We start from the raw sequence: 15,866 nt of genomic DNA, 5'->3' as shown, positions 1-15,866 counted from the left end.
CCTCGTCCGTCTCTGCGGGACGCCGCTCCCTGAGCGTCAGGGCAGCGCCCAGGTGGTCGGCGAGACCTGCACGACGAGCCGGTCGTGGGTCAGCGAGGCGAGGCAGCGCTCGCGCTGCTCGGCGTCGGGCCAGACGGCCTCGATCCGGGTGGCGTGCACCGGCTCGTCGCTCCCGCGCAGCACCGCCATGATCCGTCCGCGACACTGTCGGTCGGTGCCGTCCCACGCCTGTCCGCGCCGGGGTGGTCCGTCGTACGCCGGGTAGCCGGCGGCCCGCCACGAGCACTGTCCCGCGATCGGACACTCCTCGCACGCGGGCGTACGCGCCGTGCACACCAGCGCCCCCAGCTCCATCACCGCGACCGACCAGGAGGCTGCGGTGGCCGGGTCGTCGGGCAGGAGCTGCTCGGCGTCCCGGCGCTCGTGCGCCCGCACGCTGTCGGAGGGAAACTCAGTTCCTCGCAGCACCCGTTGGTGCACCCGCCGCACGTTGGTGTCGAGCACCGGCAGTGCCTGCCCGAACGCGAAGGCGGCGATCGCCGAGGCGGTGTAGTCGCCGACGCCGGGCAGCTCGCGCAGCGCGTCGTACGACGACGGCACCTCGCCGTCATGGTCCGCCACGATCGCGGTGGCTGCGGCATGCAGCCGCAGGGCGCGGCGCGGGTAGCCCAGCCGTCCCCACAGGCGCACCGCCTCGCCGGTCGTCTCCGCCGCCAGGTCGGCCGGGGACGGCCAGCGCTCGAGCCAGGCCGCGTGGACCGGGAGGACCCGCGCGACCGGGGTCTGCTGCAGCATGAACTCCGAGACCATGACCGACCAGGCGGACGCCTCGGGTCGGCGCCAGGGCAGGTCGCGCGCGTGGGCGTCGTACCACCGCAGGATCGGATCGAGCAGGGCGTTCACGCCTCCATCCCAGCACCATGGCGGCAGCTCGCCGCATCGGCTCCCGTCGTGAGCGCGGATTGCCCGGACTGCAGCCCCAACTGCCGACATGATGCTGAAGTCGGTCGGTGCGCCTCAGCCAGGTGGTGCCTTCGGCTGCCTATCGTGGCGACATGTCGCCGTCCGCTCGCCCTCGCGGGCCGCTTCCGGCCCGGGTCTACTGGGTCCGGCGTGCGATCGTGCTGGGGATCCCGCTCGTGCTCGTCGTCGTGCTGGCGCGGGTGCTCGGCGGCTCGGCGGACGGCAAGGACCCCGAGCAGGCGACCCGAGCCTCAGCTCCCACGACCCCGTCGGCCGGGTCGAGCGCGCCCTCTCTCGCCGGGCCCACGGCGCCGGCCGCGGCGACCGGGCGCAAGGGCAGGAAGAAGGCCAAGCCCGCGCCGCCTCCCGAGCCGGTTCTTGCAGAGCCGACTGGTCCGTGCACGCACGACGACATCGTGATCACGCCCACCCTCACCACGGCCGCCGGTGGTGCCGACGTCCCCATCACGCTCAACGTTCGCACCCAGGAGACCGAGGCCTGCACCTGGCAGGCGTCCGCCGACACCATGGCCGTGACGATCACCTCGGGCAGCGACCACATCTGGAGCCTTCGCGAGTGCCCCACCTCGATCGCGGCCAGCGATGTCGTTGTGCGTCGGGCCGTGGACGCTCTGGTCACCGTGACCTGGAACGCCCGCCGATCCGAGGAGGGCTGTTCCTCCCCGAGCGCGGAATGGGCCATGCCGGGCTGGTACCACATCGAGGCGGCGGCCCTGGCCGGTGAGCCGACGGACGTCCAGTTCGAGCTGGTCGCGCCGTCGGCGCCGGTCGTGACGAAGACCGTCGAGCCGAAGCCCAAGAAGGGCAAGCGTGGCGAGCGCCGCGAGCACCGCGCCGGCGACGACGGCGGCGGCAACTCCGACGGCTGAGCGCGCGTCGGCAGGGCTCGCTGGTTGAGGTGCGAGGAGCACCGGCGACGAGCCGAGAAACCTGCGTGCTCTCAGATGTAGCGCTCGGTGATGCTCGACTCGGCCAGCCTCGACAGACCTTCACGAACGCTCCGCGCGCGGAGCTCGCCGACGCCGTCGACAGCCTGCAGGTCGTCGATCCCGGCGGAGAGCAGCTGCTGGAGGCCGCCGAAGTGCTCGACGAGGCGGTCGACCACGGTGCTGGGCAGCCGGGGGACCTTGGCGAGGAGGCGGTAGCCGCGCGGCGCGACGGCGCCGTCGAGGTGCTCGCCGGTGCCGAGCCCGATCGCCCGCGCGACGGAGCCGGGGTCGACGAGGTCGGTGGGGGAGAGCGCCTCGAGCTCGGAGAGCAGAGCCTCGGGCTTGGCCTGGCGCTTCTTGCCGGTGGGGAGATAGTCGCGTACGACGAGCTCGCGCTCGGCGTCGACGCCGGTGATGAGCTCCTCGAGCTGGAGCGAGAGGAGGCGCCCGTCGGTGCCGAGCTCGAGGACGTAGTCCTCGATCTCGCGAGCGATCCGGGTGACCATCTCGAGCCGCTGTGCCACGACCGCGACGTCGCGGACGGTGACGAGGTCCTCGATCTCGAGGGCGGAGAGGGTGGCGGCGACCTCGTCGAGGCGCAGCTTGTAGCGCTCGAGGGTGGCCAGCGCCTGGTTGGCGCGGGAGAGGATGAGCCCGGACTCCTCGAGGACGTGGCGGATGTCGCCGACGTAGGCGGCGATGATCTGCATCGACTGCGACACCGAGATCACCGGGAAGCCGGTCTGCTTGGCGACCCGCTCGGCGGTGCGGTGACGCGTGCCGGTCTCCTCCGAGGGGATCGTGTGGTCCGGCATGAGGTGGACGGCGGCGCGGTGGATCCGGGTGATGTCCTTGTCGACGATGATCCCGCCGTCCATCTTGGCCAGCTCTCGCAGCCCGGTGGCGGTGAACGGCACGTCGAGGGTGAAGCCGCCGGTCGCGATCGAGTCGAGGGCCTTGTCCTGGCCGATGACGATGAGTGCGCCGGTGCGGCCGCGCAGGATGCGCTCGAGGCCGTCACGCAGGGCGGTCCCCGGGGCGATCGAGGCCAGCGTGGCGCGCAGGCGCAGCTGGTCGTCGGTCCGCTCTGGCACTTCTCCCCCAGGGTCGTTTCGTGGGCCTTGCCGCGTGGCAGTGCCTCGCGGTTAGTGAGTCTAGGGGTGAATCAGCGGCCGCGCGTGAGTCTGAGGGTCAGCAGGGCACTGTGGACGTCGTCGACCTCGATGACCTCGAGCCCGTCGACGAAGCGTGAACGCGCCTGCCCCGGATCGTGCGAGGAGCGGTCGCGAGGCACGACGGCAACCTTGAACCCCAGCCGTGCGGCCTCGGCGACGCGCTGCGGCAGGTCGCGGACCCTGCGCAGCTCACCGGCCAGCCCGATCTCGCCGATCGCGATGGCGCCGCGCGGCGCTGGCACGCCCAGGTGGGAGCTGGCCAGGGCCACGGCCAGGGCGAGGTCGGCGGCGGGATCCTGCAGCCTGGCCCCGCCCACCGTCGCGGCGAAGACGTCGTAGGACTGGAGCGGCAGCGCGCAGTGGCGGAAGAGCACGGCGAGGACCAGGTCGACGCGGGAGCCGTCGACGCCCGAGACAGTGCGGCGGGGGCGGTCGAGCGGCGCCGGCGAGACGAGCGCCTGCACCTCGGCGAGCAGGGGGCGCCTGCCCTCCATGGTCACCGCCACGCAGGTGCCGGCGACCTCCTGGGCGTGGTGCTCGATGAACAGGCCCGTCGGGTCGGTGACGGCGGCGATGCCGTCGGAGGAGAGGTCGAAGCAGCCGACCTCGTCAACGGGGCCGAAGCGGTTCTTCATCGCGCGCACCATGCGGAAGCGGGAGTTGCGGTCACCCTCGAAGTGGAGCACCACGTCGACGAGGTGCTCCAGCACGCGCGGGCCGGCGATCGATCCGTCCTTGGTGACGTGTCCGACGATGACCGTGGTGATGTTGCGCAGCTTGGCGACCCTGATGAGCGCGGCCGCGACCTCCTTGACCTGGGTGACACCGCCCGGCACACCCTCGATGCCGGAGGCGCCGATGGTCTGGATCGAGTCGACGACCAGCAGGGTGGGGCGCACCTCCTCGATGTGTGTCAGCACTGCGCCGAGGTCGGTCTCGGCGGCGAGGAAGAGGTCGTCGTGGACCCCACCGGTGCGGTCGGCGCGCAGCCGCACCTGGCTGGCGGACTCCTCGCCGGTGACGTAGAGGGTGCGGTGGTGGACGCGGGCGGTCTGGGCCGCGACCTCGAGCAGGAGCGTGCTCTTCCCGACCCCGGGCTCGCCGGCCAGCAGGATCGCGGCCCCGGGCACCAGCCCGCCTCCCAGCACGCGATCGAGCTCCGGGACACCGCTGGAGCGGGCGATCGACTCGGTGACCGAGACCTGCCCGATGGGGACCGCCGGCGACGAGACCGGTGCCGCTGCCGTGCGGAGCGTCGGTGTGCCAGCCTCGGCGACCGAGCCCCAGGCCTGGCACTCGCCGCAGCGCCCGACCCACTTGCCCGTCTCCCACCCGCACTCCGAGCACCGGTAGGTGGAACGGACCTTCGCCTGCTTCGACATGGCCGCAACGCTAGGCGACGACACCGACATCGGCCGCCACGCCGAGTGCGACACTGGGCCGCGTCGAGATCACCGTCGAGATCATCGGGCCTCGTCGTCAACCGGGACGGCCGCTGCGGCGTCTGTGCAGGAAGAGGATCGACCAACCAGGAGGCTGACCGGTGTCCCACCGAGACGACGACTTCGTCGCCTACGTCGACGCCCGCGGCGCGACGCTGCTTCGCATCGCGCGGTTGCTGACCGCGGGGGACAGGCACGCCGCCGAGGACCTGGTGCAGACGACCTTGGAGAAGGCCTACGTCGCGTGGCCGCGCATCAAGCGCCACGACACGCAGGACGCCTACGTCCGCTCGATCATGACCCGGTCGGCCATCGACCGGACGCGCCGTCGACAACGCCGCGGGGAGGTCCTCACCGACACGGTGCCCGAGTCCGCCCACGCCCCGGACGGACCCGAGGAGCGCGATGCGGTGTGGTCGGTGCTGGCCGCGCTGTCGGCACGCCAGCGTGCCGTGCTGGTGCTCCGCTACTACGAGGACCTCAGCGAGGCCCAGATCGCCGATGCCCTGGGCTGCAGCCCGGGCACGGTCAAGGCGCACGCCTCCCGCGGGGTCGCGCTCATGCGCGAGCTCCTCGCGGATCCTTCCGACCTCGACGCGACGGGACCGAACCGATGACCCTCGAGCCAGAAATCCGCGAGCGCCTCCACGCTGCCGTCGACCAGGACGCCGCGCCGCCCGGCCTGTCCCAGCTCGCTGTACGCCGTGGACGTCGGCGCCGGGCGAGGAGGTACGCCGTCGCGGGGCTCGCGGCTGCCGTCGTGGTCGGCGCGACGAGCGCCGCGGTGCTGCTCCCGGGCAGGTCGGAGAAGCGCAGTGCCGATGTGGCGGCCACCCACGAGTCCGCGCTGGCCTGGGCACGGTCGCTGCCGCAGGGGCCTCCCCCCGACCTTCCCTACTTCGTCGAGGGGGTCCTGCACGACGGCGACCAGGTCGTGCCTGTGCCGGACACCGTGATCACCGGGTCGCCGACGATGGGTCCCCATCGGGTGACCGGCGGGTGGCTGGTGTTCCTGGGAGTCGCCGCAGAGCTGGAGCCGGCGGTGCTGTCGTCCGACGGCTCGATGCGTGCGCTGCCTCCCTGGCAGTACCCCGAGGGCTCCAACGACCCCACTGCGGTCGTCTCCGACGACGGGACTCAGGTGGCGTACGGCGACGGGGTCCTCGACCTGCGGACTGGCGCCAGGACGCCCATACCGAAGCGGCGGACCCAGGTTGTCCGGCTCATGGGCTTCGGTGAGGAGGGGCTGGTCTACCAGCTGACGACTGCTCGAGGAGACGACTCCGCCACCTGGCTGCTGCGTCCCGACGGCGCGGCGACCGAGGTCACCCTCCCTGGGGGCCCTGACGGCGCCTACCTGACACCGTCCCGGCCCGCGGACGTGGCCCTGTCCGCTCCTGAGCCGGAGGGCGGGTGCCTGGTCTCCTGGAAGCTGCTCGAGGGCGAGTGGGTGGAGCGAGCGCCTGGTTGTGTGGATGGAACGCCCGGCGAGACGGCTGATGTGTCGCCGGACGGACGCTGGGTGATCACCGAGGACCTGCCCGAGGTGTGGGACCTGGTCGACGGGGGGTTCAAGGCGGTCGACCTGCCACGTGACACCTGGGAGCTGTGGGGGTACCCGCTGTTCGGGTTCTCGGCCTGGGAGTCCCCGGACACCTTCCTGATGGCGGCGATGCCACGCCGCGCTGACGGCGGAGTCGTTGAAGGGGCCGACTCGGCGGTGCAGCTGGTCAGGTGCCACGTGTCGTCCGGGGACTGCGAGAGGGCTGGCGAGGAGCTGGTCGTCGGGTCGGGGGAGATGCTGCCCGCGATCCAGGGCTCGGGCTAGGACCCGAAGGTCCGCCACCACAGGTTGACGGCGTAGTCGACCTCGGTGCCGGAGTGCTCGGCGAGGGCGGCCTCGGCGGCGTCGCGCGGGAGCTCGATCCGCACCACGGCCTCGAGGTCGGCGCGGGAGGAGAAGGACCAGCCCATGTCCACCGGGACCCGCGTCCAGCCGCGCATCGACCAGAAGCGCTCGACGGCCACCGGGTCGACCTCGGGGTAGCCTCGCCTGAACCACGAGCCGAACGTCGAGCGGGTCGGGTCGTTGTCGATGACGAAGGCGGTGCCGCCGCGTCGTACGACACGGTCCAGCTCGGCGAGCCCGGGCTCACAACCGGGACCGAAGAAGTAAGCCCACCGCGCGTGCACCACGTCGACCGACGCGTCGGGCAGCGGCAGCGACTGGGCCGTGCCGTCGAGCACGGTGACCTGGGGCAGGCGACGGGTGCGACGCCGCGCCAACGCAGCCAGCGGAGGGTGCGGCTCGACGCCGATCACCGCAGCGGCCTGCTCTGCCCATCGCGGCAGGTGGAAGCCCGTGCCGCAGCCCACGTCGAGGAGCGTGCGTCCCTCCCACGAGGCGATCGAGCGCATGGCGGCATCGAGACGGCCGTGTGGGTCGGCCGCGTGGTTCTCGAGCTCGTAGGTCTCGGGGTGGTGCCAGATGTTCGGGCTGGGCCGAACCTCAGATCCGGACAAGCCCCGAGGGTGTCTGGATCTGCGCGGCGACGATGCCGGGGGTGCCGTTGGGCGCGACCCACTCGACCTTGAAGTCCTCGAGCGGGGCCTCGACGTTCTCCCCGAGCCACTCGCTCACGCGGTGGGGGTCGCCGGCGATCTCGAGGCAGTCGAGGGAGTACTCGCCGCTGGCGCCGGCGCCGGGGTGCATGTCGTCGCCGGTCTCCCACTCGATGAAGAACGGCAGCTGCGGGTCGGCGAGCAGCCCGTTGACGCCGATCTGCCTCCAGCGGAGCTCCTGGCCGTCGGGACGGTGGCGGTTGCCGGTCGCGGCCTCGCGGCCCAGCCGTGTCTCGATCGCGGCGATGTCGTCGACGCGGACGACCCACCCCAGCCAGCCACCGCCGAGTGCGGACCTGGCCCGGACCGCCTGGCCGAACGGCGCCTTGTCGCTCGCCGGGTGGTCGAGCACCTCCACGATCTCGAAGTAGGTGCCGTCTGCGAGGGGCAGGATCATGTTGCGGGTGCCGAAGCGTGGGTGCACCCCGCCGGTGACGAACTCGGTTCCGAGCAGCTGACCGATGCGCTGCGCGGTGCTGGCAAGACCGTCAGGTCCCGCGGCGAAGCTGATGTGATCCAGGCGCATGCTCCGATTCTGCCGGTGGCCGTCCCACCCGTGACACCGGGGTCCGATCTCTTGACGTCGAGAGTCAGCGCGGGTCGGCCGGATGGAGCGCCAGGGCCGACCGCGACCGCACGTGCGCCTCGCAGTGGCCGACCAGGGCGTCGTACCCCGAGACACCCATGAGCTCGGTGAGCTCGGCGCGGTGCGTGAGGTAGACCGGCTCCATCGCGACGTGTGCCTCGGTGTTGCCCGAGCAGTACCAGTCGAGGTCATGGCCGCCGGGGCCCCAGCCGCGCCGGTCGTACTCGCCGATGGAGACCTCGGTGTAGGCCTCGCCGTCGGTGAGCTCGACCTCGCGGAACTGCCTGCGGATCGGCAGCTGCCAGCACACGTCGGGCTTGGTCTCGAGCGGGTTGCGGCCCTGCTTGAGCGCGAGCCCGTGCAGAGCGCAGCCGGAGCCGCCGGGGCCGGCGCTCGGTGCGAAGTCGGCACGGTTGTGGAAGACGCACGCCGACTGGCCGGCGTACTCGTGGGCGAGGGTCTTGCGCTCGCCGTCATCGTCGGTCTCGATCCAGTCGCCCTTCCTGACGGCGCGCCCGGGGTGGAACTGCCAGTCGTCGGGGGTGAGCTGCTTGACGTACGACGCCACTCGCCGCTCGTCGTCGGCGTCGGCGAAGTGGGCCCCGAGGGTGCAGCAGCCGACGTCGGGGGAGTCGGCGTAGATGCCCGGGCACCCCTGCCCGAAGATGCACGTGTAGCTCGACGTCAGCCAGGTCAGGTCGCACCGGAAGACCTGGGAGGCGTCGGCCGGGTCGGGGAACTCGACCCAGGCGCGGGGGAAGACCAGGTCGACTTCGGGCACCACAGAAGCCTACGCGGCTGAGCCCGGCACCTGGGTGTCGGGCGTGATGACCCTGGCGGCACACGACATCCGCGCCCGGACCCTGGCGGCACACGACACGAGAAGTCGGCGGATCGGTGTCGTGTGCCGCCACCGTGAGGGACGGCACGGTGAGATCGCCGTGCTCCACGGCGGGATTCGCTGACACCGCTAGTAGTTTGGGGCGCATGCGCCTGGGCGTCCTCGACATCGGTTCCAACACCGGCCACCTGCTGGTGGTGGACGCCCATGGCGGGGCGGCGCCGCTGCCGGCGTTCTCGCACAAGGAGCCCTTGCGGCTGGCCGAGCACCTCGACGAGTCGGGTGCGGTCAACCAGGCAGGTGTCGACGCGCTGACCGAGTTCTGCGCCTCGGCTGTCCGTGTCGCCGATGACAAGGGCTGCGAGGACATGCTCGGCTTCGCCACGTCCGCCGTGCGCGACGCGGTCAACTCCGACGACGTGCTCGCCCACGTCGAGCGCCACACCGGCGTCGACCTCGCCGTCCTCTCCGGCGAGGACGAGGCACGGCTGACGTTCCTCGCCGTGCGTCGCTGGTTCGGCTGGTCGGCCGGTCGACTCGCCGTCTTCGACATCGGCGGGGGGTCGCTGGAGATCGCATCGGGCGCCGACGAGGCTCCCGACGTCGCCTGGTCCCTGCCGTTGGGGGCAGGTCGCCTGTCGCGCCGCTTCTTCGGTGGGCGGTCGGTCGACGACGACGCGATCCGTCACCTCCGCAAGGAGATCCGCGCCGAGATCGCGCGCGACGCCGGCAGCCTGCTGCGCGCCGGCCGTCCCGACCGTGCCGCCGCGACCTCCAAGACGTTCCGCTCCCTGGCCCGCATCTGCGGCGCGGCCCCCAGCGGTGAGGGACCGCTCGTCCGCCGGGTGCTGGAGCGCCAGGCCCTCGCGGAGTGGATCCCCAAGCTCAGCGCACTCTCGACCGACGAGCTGGCCGGCCTGCCCGGCGTCTCCCCCAGCCGCGCCCACCAGATCCTCCCCGGGGCCCTGGTCGCCGAGGCGTGCATGGACATCTTCGACCTCGAGGTGCTCGAGGTCTGCCCGTGGGCACTTCGCGAGGGCGTGATCCTCGAGCGGCTCGACCACATCTCCGTCCTGGGTGGTGACCAGTGACCCTGATCGGGCTCTCCACCGCCTCCGTCTACCCCGAGTCGACCGCGCACGCCTTCGGGTGGGCGGCGAGCGTGGGCTACGACGCCGTCGAGGTGATGGTCGGCATCGACGCCCTCAGCCAGCAGGTCAGTGCCGTCAAGCAGCTCAGCGACCACCACGAGATGCCGATCTGCGCGGTCCACGCGCCCTGCCTGCTGTTCACCCAACGGGTGTGGGGCACTGACCCCTGGGGCAAGCTCGAGCGCTCGGCGGAGATGGCCCAGGAGGTCGGCGCCGACGTGGTCGTCGTGCACCCGCCGTTCAGGTGGCAGAAGGAGTACGCCGCCGGCTTCGTCGATGGCATCGCGGCGCTGGAGGCCTCGACCGGGATCGCGTTCGCGGTCGAGAACATGTACCCCTGGCGGGCGTCGTCGCGGCGCGGCATGGAGATGTACCTCCCCGGCTGGGACCCCTCCACCGAGAGCTATGCCAACACCACCATCGACCTCTCCCATGCGGCGATCGCGCGCAGCGACGTCGTGGCGATGGCCGACCGGATGGGCAGCAGCCTGCGCCACATCCACCTGACCGACGGGTCGGGGTCCGCCAAGGACGAGCACCTCGTCCCGGGGCGCGGGGTGATGCGCGCCGAGCGGTTCCTCAGGCACCTCGCCGACATCGAGTTCTCCGGGCACGTGGTGCTCGAGATCAACACCCGTCGCTGCAGCACCCGCGCGGAGCGTGAGACCGACCTGCGCGAGTCGCTTGAGTTCGCGCGCGAGCACCTCGGCGCAGTGACGCCGTGAGCCAGGCTCGCCCCTCGCGCGGGCGCCGACCGGGTGCCCCCGACACGCGCGCCGAGGTGCTGGCGGCGGCGCGTGACTCCTTCGCCGCGAAGGGCTTCGCCGGTACGACGATCCGCGCGGTCGCCGCGGCGGCCGGTGTCGACCCGGCCCTCGTCCACCACTACTTCGGCAGCAAGGACGACCTCTTCCTGGCGGCCCTGGCCCTGCCGGTCGACCCGCGCGAGGTGCTCGCCCCGGTGGTGGCACAGGGACCGGACGGTGCCGGCGAACGGCTGCTTCGGGCGTTCCTGTCGGTCTGGGAGGACCCGGAGATGCAGGCGCCGCTGCTGGCGGTGGCGAGGTCGGCGATCGGACCGGACGGTGGTCGCCTGGTGTCCCAGGGATTCATCCCGGTGGTGGTCGGCCCGGTCCTGGGCAGCCTGGTCCGCGACCGGGCCGACGTACGCGTCCCGCTGGTCGCCAGCCAGGTGCTCGGGTTGATCCTCACGCGCTACGTGCTGCGCGTCCCCGCCATGGTGGCGATCCCCGCCGACGACCTGGTCGCCCAGATGGGCCCGGTGCTGCAGCACTACCTGACCGGCGACCTCGACTGATCGCCGGACCCCTCGGACGTCTTGACGGGAAGGTCCTGCGCGAGCACAATTCAACACATGATGAATAACCAGATCGAGGTACGGGACCTCGTGGTAGTGCGCGGGGGACGGGAGGTGCTGCCCGGTATCTCCCTCGACGTGGGAGCAGGAGTCACCGGCCTGCTGGGCCCGAGCGGGTGCGGCAAGTCGACGCTGCTGCGCGCCATCGTCGGAGTGCAGCAGGTGAGGTCGGGATCGGTCACCGTCGGCGGCGAGCCGGCCGGCAGCCGGGGGCTGCGCGATCGCATCGGCTACGTCACCCAGGCGGCGAGCGTGTACGACGACCTCTCGGTCGTCGAGAACCTGAAGTTCTTCGCGCGCGTGCTCGGCACCCCCGGCCGCGGCGTGGACGACGTCATCGACGCGGTCGACCTCGGAGACCACCGCGACGCAGTCGTCGGCAACCTCTCCGGCGGCCAGCGCTCGCGGGCGAGCCTTGCGGTGGCGCTGCTCGGCGAGCCCGACCTCCTCGTCCTGGACGAGCCGACCGTCGGGTTGGACCCGGTGCTGCGGCGCGACCTGTGGGCGCTCTTCCACCGCCTCGCCGACGACGGCACCGCCGTGCTCGTGTCGAGCCACGTGATGGACGAGGCCGACCGCTGCGACCGGCTGCTCCTCATGCGCGAGGGCCGGATCATCGCCGACGGCGCGCCCGACGAGATCCGCCGGCGCACGGCCGCCGCCGACATCGAGCAGGCGTTCCTGGCGATCGTCGAGGAGTCGGCATGAACGCGCGGACCACGCTCGCCGTCACCGGCCGCGTCCTCACCCAGGTCCGTCGCGATCACCGCACCCTCGCGATGCTGCTGGTGGTGCCCTGCGTGCTGATGAGCCTGCTCTGGTGGATGTTCGGGGAGCTGCCGGGCGACCTGTTCGACAGGTTCGGGCCGGGCCTGCTGTCGATGTTCCCGTTCATCGTGATGTTCGTGGTCACCAGCGTCACGACGCTGCGGGAGCGCTCGAGCGGGACCCTCGAGCGACTGCTCGCCATGCCGATGGGCAAGGTCGACTTCCTCCTGGGCTACGCCCTCGCCTTCGGCCTGCTGGCCGCGGTCCAGTCGGCGCTGGCCGTCGGGGTGAGCGTCGGCCTCCTGGGCCTCGACGTGGCGGGGTCGGTCTGGCTCCTCGGCGTGGTCGCCATCCTCGACGCCGTGCTCGGCGCCGCGCTGGGGCTCTTCGTCAGCGCCTTCGCGACCACGGAGTTCCAGGCCGTGCAGTTCATGCCGCTGTTCGTGCTGCCGCAGGTGCTCCTGTGCGGCCTCTTCGTCCCCAGGAGCTCCATGCCCGATGTTCTCGAGGCGATCAGCTCGGTGCTGCCGCTCTCCTACGCGGTCGACGCCATGCAGGGGCTGGTGGCCGGCGCCGACTCCTCAGAGGTCTGGCGCGACCTCGGGGTCGTCGTCGTCTTCGCCGCCGTGGCACTCGCGCTGGGCGCCGCGACACTGCGTCGTCGTACTCCCTGACCGTGCGATCCCCTGCGCGTGGCTGGTTGACTTGTTGGCGTGACGAACCTGGTGCGCGTGGTCGCAGAGGCACTAGTCCGCGAGCAGACGGGGGCTCCGTTGCGCGTCGGTGTGGACGGGATCTGCGGGGCGGGGAAGTCGACGTTCACGCGCGCCCTGGTCAAGGAGGTCGAGTCATCGGGACGGCCCGCCATCCACGTCGACTCCGATGGCTTCCACCACGTACGTGACAGGAGGCGCCGCAACACCGTGGACCAGGCGCGCGGCTACTACGAGGACGCCTACGACTTCGACGCCCTGGCCGAGCTGGTCCTGCGGCCCTTGGGACCCGGCGGGTCGCGTCGCTATGCCAGGAGAGTGCACGACCTCGTCACCGACGCGGTCATCACCGACGACACCGCGACAGCGCCTCCGGACGCGGTCGTCCTCTTCGACGCGACCTTTCTGCAGCAACCTCGGCTCGAGGGCCTCTGGGACCTGGTCATCTACCTGCACTCCGACGAGGAGGCCGCCGTCGAACGCGGTGTCGACCGGGATGCCGACGCGCTTGGCGGCCGCGAGTCGGCCCGCGCCGCGTACGACGCCCGCTACATGGCTGCCTGTCGGATCTATCTCGCCGAACGCCAGCCCCGTGAGCGGGCCTCGATGGTCGTCGACAACTCCGACCCGCGGGCGCCCGTCATGGTGCGGCTGCCGTGACGGCCAGCCTGGTGGTCTTCGACTGCGACGGCGTGCTTGTCGACACCGAGGTGATCATGCAGCGGGTCGACCTCGACATGGTCCCCCGTCTGGGCTGGCCCATCACCTTGGAGGAGGTGCACGAGCACTTCCTTGGTCGCAAGAGCGTCCAGGTCGTCGCGGCGATCGAGGATCGTCTCGGGACACCGGTCCCGGACGGCTGGGCGGACGAGCGGAGGTCGGCCTACCGTGCTGCCTGCGCGAGCGACCTCCGGGCCGTGCCGGGGGTCGTCGAAGCGGTCGCCGCCATCCACGAGCGCGGCGTGCTGACCTGTGTGGCTTCGTCCGGCAGCCACCAGGCGATACGCCACTCGCTCGGCCTCACCGGGCTGTGGCCGACGTTCGAGGGCCGGGTGTTCAGTGCGCACGACGTCGCCCGACCCAAGCCGGCCCCGGACGTGTTCCTCCATGCCGCCGCCACCCTCGGGATCGAGCCCAGCAGCTGCGTCGTGGTCGAGGACAGCCCTGTCGGTGTGCGTGCCGCCAAGGCGGCAGGCATGCGCGTGATCGGCTACGCGGGACGTACTCCGGAGGTGTTGCTAGACGGCGCCGACGAGGTGATTCGCGAGATGGCCGCACTGCTGGGCGCACTTGGCGCCGACTCGGCAGATGGTTAGAGCCGACTCGGCGGCAAGGTTGCGCCGACTCGGCGGGTAGGGGGCGCCGCCGCGTGACGGGCGCCACAGCGCCCCGCGTAACCTGTGCGGCATGCCACTGCTCCGCCAGCCGATCCTCATGCTCGCCCGCAGCCAGCGCGTCAAGAGCCTCGTGTCCGCCATGCCCGTGTCCTCCGGCATCGTCGCCAACCACGTCCCGGGCGAGACCACTGCCGATGCGGTGAGGGCCACCTCCGAGCTCCAGGAGGACGGTCTCTACGTGACGCTCGACTACCTCGGCGAGGACACCACCGACGCGGCGCAGGCCGACGCGACGGTCGCGGCCTACAAGGAGCTGCTGGCCGAGCTCGCTGCCCAGGGCCTTGCCGCCAAGGCCGAGGTGTCGGTCAAGCTCAGCGCGATCGGCCAGTTCCTGCCCGAGAGCGCAGGCTTCGGCGGAGGCCACAAGATCGCCCTCGAGAACGCCCGCGACATCTGCCGGGCCGCCCGCAACGCCGGCACCACCGTGACCCTCGACATGGAGGACCACACGACGACCGACTCGACGCTCTCGATCCTGCGCGAGCTCCGCAAGGACTTCCCCGAGACGGGCGCCGTGCTCCAGGCGATGCTCCACCGCACCGAGGCAGACTGCCGGGCGCTGGCCCACGAGGGCTCGCGGGTGCGCCTGTGCAAGGGCGCCTACCTCGAGCCCGAGGATGTCGCCTTCACCGACAAGACCGACATCGACAAGTCCTACGTGCGCTGCCTGAAGGTCCTCATGGCCGGGCAGGGCTACCCCATGATCGCCACCCACGACCCGCGGATGGTCCAGATCGCCTCGTCGCTGGCCAGCCGTCACGGTCGCAGCCCCGGCACCTACGAGTTCCAGATGCTCTACGGCATCCGACCCGAGGAGCAGCGGCGGCTCGCGGCCGCGGGGGAGACGATGCGTGTCTACATCCCCTACGGCACCGAGTGGTACGGCTACCTCATGAGACGTCTGGCCGAGAAGCCGCAGAACCTGACATTCTTCCTGCGCTCGCTGATCTCCAAGAAGTAGCTAGGGGCGCACATGACCGAGAGCGGGGGCCAGACCGCCATCATCGGCGCTGGCGTGATGGGCGAGACGCTCCTCTCCGGGCTCGTGCGCGCCGGTCGCCGCGTCGACACCCTGCTCATCGGGGAGAGGCACGCCGAGCGCGCCAAGGAGCTCGAGGAGCGGTACGGCGTCTCGGTCGTCAGCAACCGCGAGGCGACCGCCAGGGCCGACACGGTGGCCCTGGTCATCAAGCCCCAGGACATGGCGGACCTCCTCGCCGAGATCGCTCCGGAGCTGCGCCCGGGCCAGCTGCTCATCTCGGTGGCAGCCGGCATCACCACCGACTTCATCGAGTCCAGGGTTCCCGAGGGTGTGGCCGTCGTGCGTGCGATGCCCAACACTCCTGCACTGGTCGACGAGGGCATGGCCGCCATCTCGCCCGGGACCCACTGCGACGAGTCCCACCTCGCCGAGGCCGAGGCCCTGATGGGCTCCACCGGCAAGGTGCTGCGAGTTCCCGAGAAGCAGATGGACGCCGTCACCGCCATCTCGGGATCAGGTCCCGCCTACATCTTCTTCGTCGTCGAGTCGATGATCGAGGCAGGCGTCCACCTGGGTCTTCCGCGTGCCTCCGCGACCGAGCTCGTGGTCCAGACCCTCGTGGGCTCGGCCAAGATGCTGCGCGAGACCGGCACCCATCCGACCGTGCTCCGAGAGCAGGTGACCAGCCCCGGCGGCACCACCGCGTCGGCGCTGCGCGAGCTCGAGGTCCACAAGGTCCGGGCCGCCTTCCTGGCCGCCATGGAGGCTGCGCGCAACCGTTCGCGCGAGCTCGCCGAAGGGTCCTGAGCACACACCCTGGCGGGGCTAGGCGCAAGTGCCGAAAAGCCCCTTCTGGCTGTGATCTTCAGACCTCGTTCCGTGGGTCTCAAACCCTTTC

Annotated in this window: 18 protein-coding genes; 12 read left to right on the top strand and 6 right to left on the bottom strand. The window is 71.6% G+C overall.

The window, feature by feature from the left end; genetic code table 11:
- Positions 1 to 36: 36 nt before the first annotated feature.
- Complete coding sequence (locus EXE58_RS05430; protein ID WP_244242438.1) at positions 37 to 903, bottom strand: HhH-GPD family protein; 867 nt, start codon at positions 901 to 903, stop codon at positions 37 to 39.
- Between the two features lie 152 nt (positions 904 to 1,055).
- Here EXE58_RS05430 and EXE58_RS05425 point away from each other — a divergent pair, with 152 nt between their 5' ends.
- Positions 1,056 to 1,853 carry a hypothetical protein gene (locus tag EXE58_RS05425; protein ID WP_135266917.1) on the top strand — a complete coding sequence of 266 codons (798 nt, stop codon included), beginning with the start codon at positions 1,056 to 1,058 and terminating at the stop codon, positions 1,851 to 1,853.
- A 71-nt stretch (positions 1,854 to 1,924) separates the two neighbouring features.
- On the opposite strand, the gene disA is transcribed toward EXE58_RS05425, so the two are convergent.
- Both disA and radA read right to left on the bottom strand, forming a co-directional pair.
- Positions 1,925 to 3,007 carry a DNA integrity scanning diadenylate cyclase DisA gene (gene disA / locus EXE58_RS05420; RefSeq protein WP_135266916.1) on the bottom strand — a complete coding sequence of 361 codons (1,083 nt, stop codon included), beginning with the start codon at positions 3,005 to 3,007 and terminating at the stop codon, positions 1,925 to 1,927.
- 71 nt (positions 3,008 to 3,078) lie between these two features.
- Complete coding sequence (gene radA / locus EXE58_RS05415) at positions 3,079 to 4,470, bottom strand: DNA repair protein RadA (protein ID WP_135266915.1); 1,392 nt, start codon at positions 4,468 to 4,470, stop codon at positions 3,079 to 3,081.
- A 161-nt stretch (positions 4,471 to 4,631) separates the two neighbouring features.
- On the opposite strand from radA, the gene EXE58_RS05410 reads away from it, so the two are divergent.
- On the top strand, positions 4,632 to 5,147 hold the full coding sequence (locus tag EXE58_RS05410) for a SigE family RNA polymerase sigma factor (RefSeq protein ID WP_135266914.1): 516 nt from the start codon (positions 4,632 to 4,634) through the stop codon (positions 5,145 to 5,147).
- Positions 5,144 to 6,358 (top strand): hypothetical protein, encoded by a 1,215-nt coding sequence (locus tag EXE58_RS05405; protein WP_135266913.1) that lies wholly within the window; start codon positions 5,144 to 5,146, stop codon positions 6,356 to 6,358. The genes EXE58_RS05410 and EXE58_RS05405 overlap by 4 nt, the downstream gene beginning before the upstream one ends.
- Here the strand turns inward: EXE58_RS05405 and EXE58_RS05400 are convergent.
- From EXE58_RS05400 to EXE58_RS05390, 3 genes are all read right to left on the bottom strand, one after another.
- A complete protein-coding gene (locus EXE58_RS05400) occupies positions 6,355 to 7,053 on the bottom strand; it encodes a class I SAM-dependent methyltransferase (protein WP_244242437.1) in 699 nt (232 codons plus the stop codon). The genes EXE58_RS05405 and EXE58_RS05400 overlap by 4 nt on opposite strands.
- Positions 7,040 to 7,678 (bottom strand): VOC family protein, encoded by a 639-nt coding sequence (locus EXE58_RS05395; RefSeq protein ID WP_135266912.1) that lies wholly within the window; start codon positions 7,676 to 7,678, stop codon positions 7,040 to 7,042. Before EXE58_RS05395 ends, EXE58_RS05400 begins: the two co-directional genes overlap by 14 nt.
- A gap of 64 nt (positions 7,679 to 7,742) precedes the next feature.
- Entirely contained in the window at positions 7,743 to 8,519 is a 777-nt protein-coding gene (locus EXE58_RS05390; RefSeq protein WP_135266911.1) for a DUF3109 family protein, read from the bottom strand.
- Between the two features lie 206 nt (positions 8,520 to 8,725).
- Between EXE58_RS05390 and EXE58_RS05385 the strand changes: the two genes are divergently transcribed.
- From EXE58_RS05385 to proC, 9 genes are all read left to right on the top strand, one after another.
- Positions 8,726 to 9,670 carry a Ppx/GppA family phosphatase gene (locus tag EXE58_RS05385; protein ID WP_135266910.1) on the top strand — a complete coding sequence of 315 codons (945 nt, stop codon included), beginning with the start codon at positions 8,726 to 8,728 and terminating at the stop codon, positions 9,668 to 9,670.
- Complete coding sequence (locus EXE58_RS05380; protein ID WP_135266909.1) at positions 9,667 to 10,455, top strand: sugar phosphate isomerase/epimerase family protein; 789 nt, start codon at positions 9,667 to 9,669, stop codon at positions 10,453 to 10,455. Before EXE58_RS05385 ends, EXE58_RS05380 begins: the two co-directional genes overlap by 4 nt.
- Positions 10,452 to 11,048: a TetR/AcrR family transcriptional regulator gene (locus EXE58_RS20290; protein ID WP_135266908.1), complete on the top strand. Its 597-nt coding sequence runs from the start codon at positions 10,452 to 10,454 to the stop codon at positions 11,046 to 11,048. The genes EXE58_RS05380 and EXE58_RS20290 overlap by 4 nt, the downstream gene beginning before the upstream one ends.
- Before the next feature lie 57 nt (positions 11,049 to 11,105).
- Positions 11,106 to 11,816: an ABC transporter ATP-binding protein gene (locus EXE58_RS05370; RefSeq protein ID WP_135266907.1), complete on the top strand. Its 711-nt coding sequence runs from the start codon at positions 11,106 to 11,108 to the stop codon at positions 11,814 to 11,816.
- Positions 11,813 to 12,550 (top strand): ABC transporter permease, encoded by a 738-nt coding sequence (locus EXE58_RS05365; RefSeq protein ID WP_135266906.1) that lies wholly within the window; start codon positions 11,813 to 11,815, stop codon positions 12,548 to 12,550. Before EXE58_RS05370 ends, EXE58_RS05365 begins: the two co-directional genes overlap by 4 nt.
- A gap of 39 nt (positions 12,551 to 12,589) precedes the next feature.
- Positions 12,590 to 13,249: a nucleoside/nucleotide kinase family protein gene (locus tag EXE58_RS05360; protein ID WP_135266905.1), complete on the top strand. Its 660-nt coding sequence runs from the start codon at positions 12,590 to 12,592 to the stop codon at positions 13,247 to 13,249.
- Positions 13,246 to 13,905 carry an HAD family hydrolase gene (locus EXE58_RS05355; protein WP_208544137.1) on the top strand — a complete coding sequence of 220 codons (660 nt, stop codon included), beginning with the start codon at positions 13,246 to 13,248 and terminating at the stop codon, positions 13,903 to 13,905. Before EXE58_RS05360 ends, EXE58_RS05355 begins: the two co-directional genes overlap by 4 nt.
- Positions 13,906 to 13,996: 91 nt before the next feature.
- The gene (locus tag EXE58_RS05350) at positions 13,997 to 14,947 is read left to right on the top strand and encodes a proline dehydrogenase family protein (protein ID WP_244242436.1); all 951 of its coding nucleotides are present in this window, start codon (positions 13,997 to 13,999) and stop codon (positions 14,945 to 14,947) included.
- A 12-nt stretch (positions 14,948 to 14,959) separates the two neighbouring features.
- The gene (gene proC / locus EXE58_RS05345) at positions 14,960 to 15,775 is read left to right on the top strand and encodes a pyrroline-5-carboxylate reductase (protein ID WP_135266904.1); all 816 of its coding nucleotides are present in this window, start codon (positions 14,960 to 14,962) and stop codon (positions 15,773 to 15,775) included.
- Positions 15,776 to 15,866: the final 91 nt, after the last annotated feature.

The organism is Nocardioides seonyuensis, from assembly GCF_004683965.1.
In the GTDB taxonomy this organism is placed as follows: domain Bacteria; phylum Actinomycetota; class Actinomycetes; order Propionibacteriales; family Nocardioidaceae; genus Nocardioides; species Nocardioides seonyuensis.
This window is presented reverse-complemented; position numbering and strand designations above follow the sequence as displayed.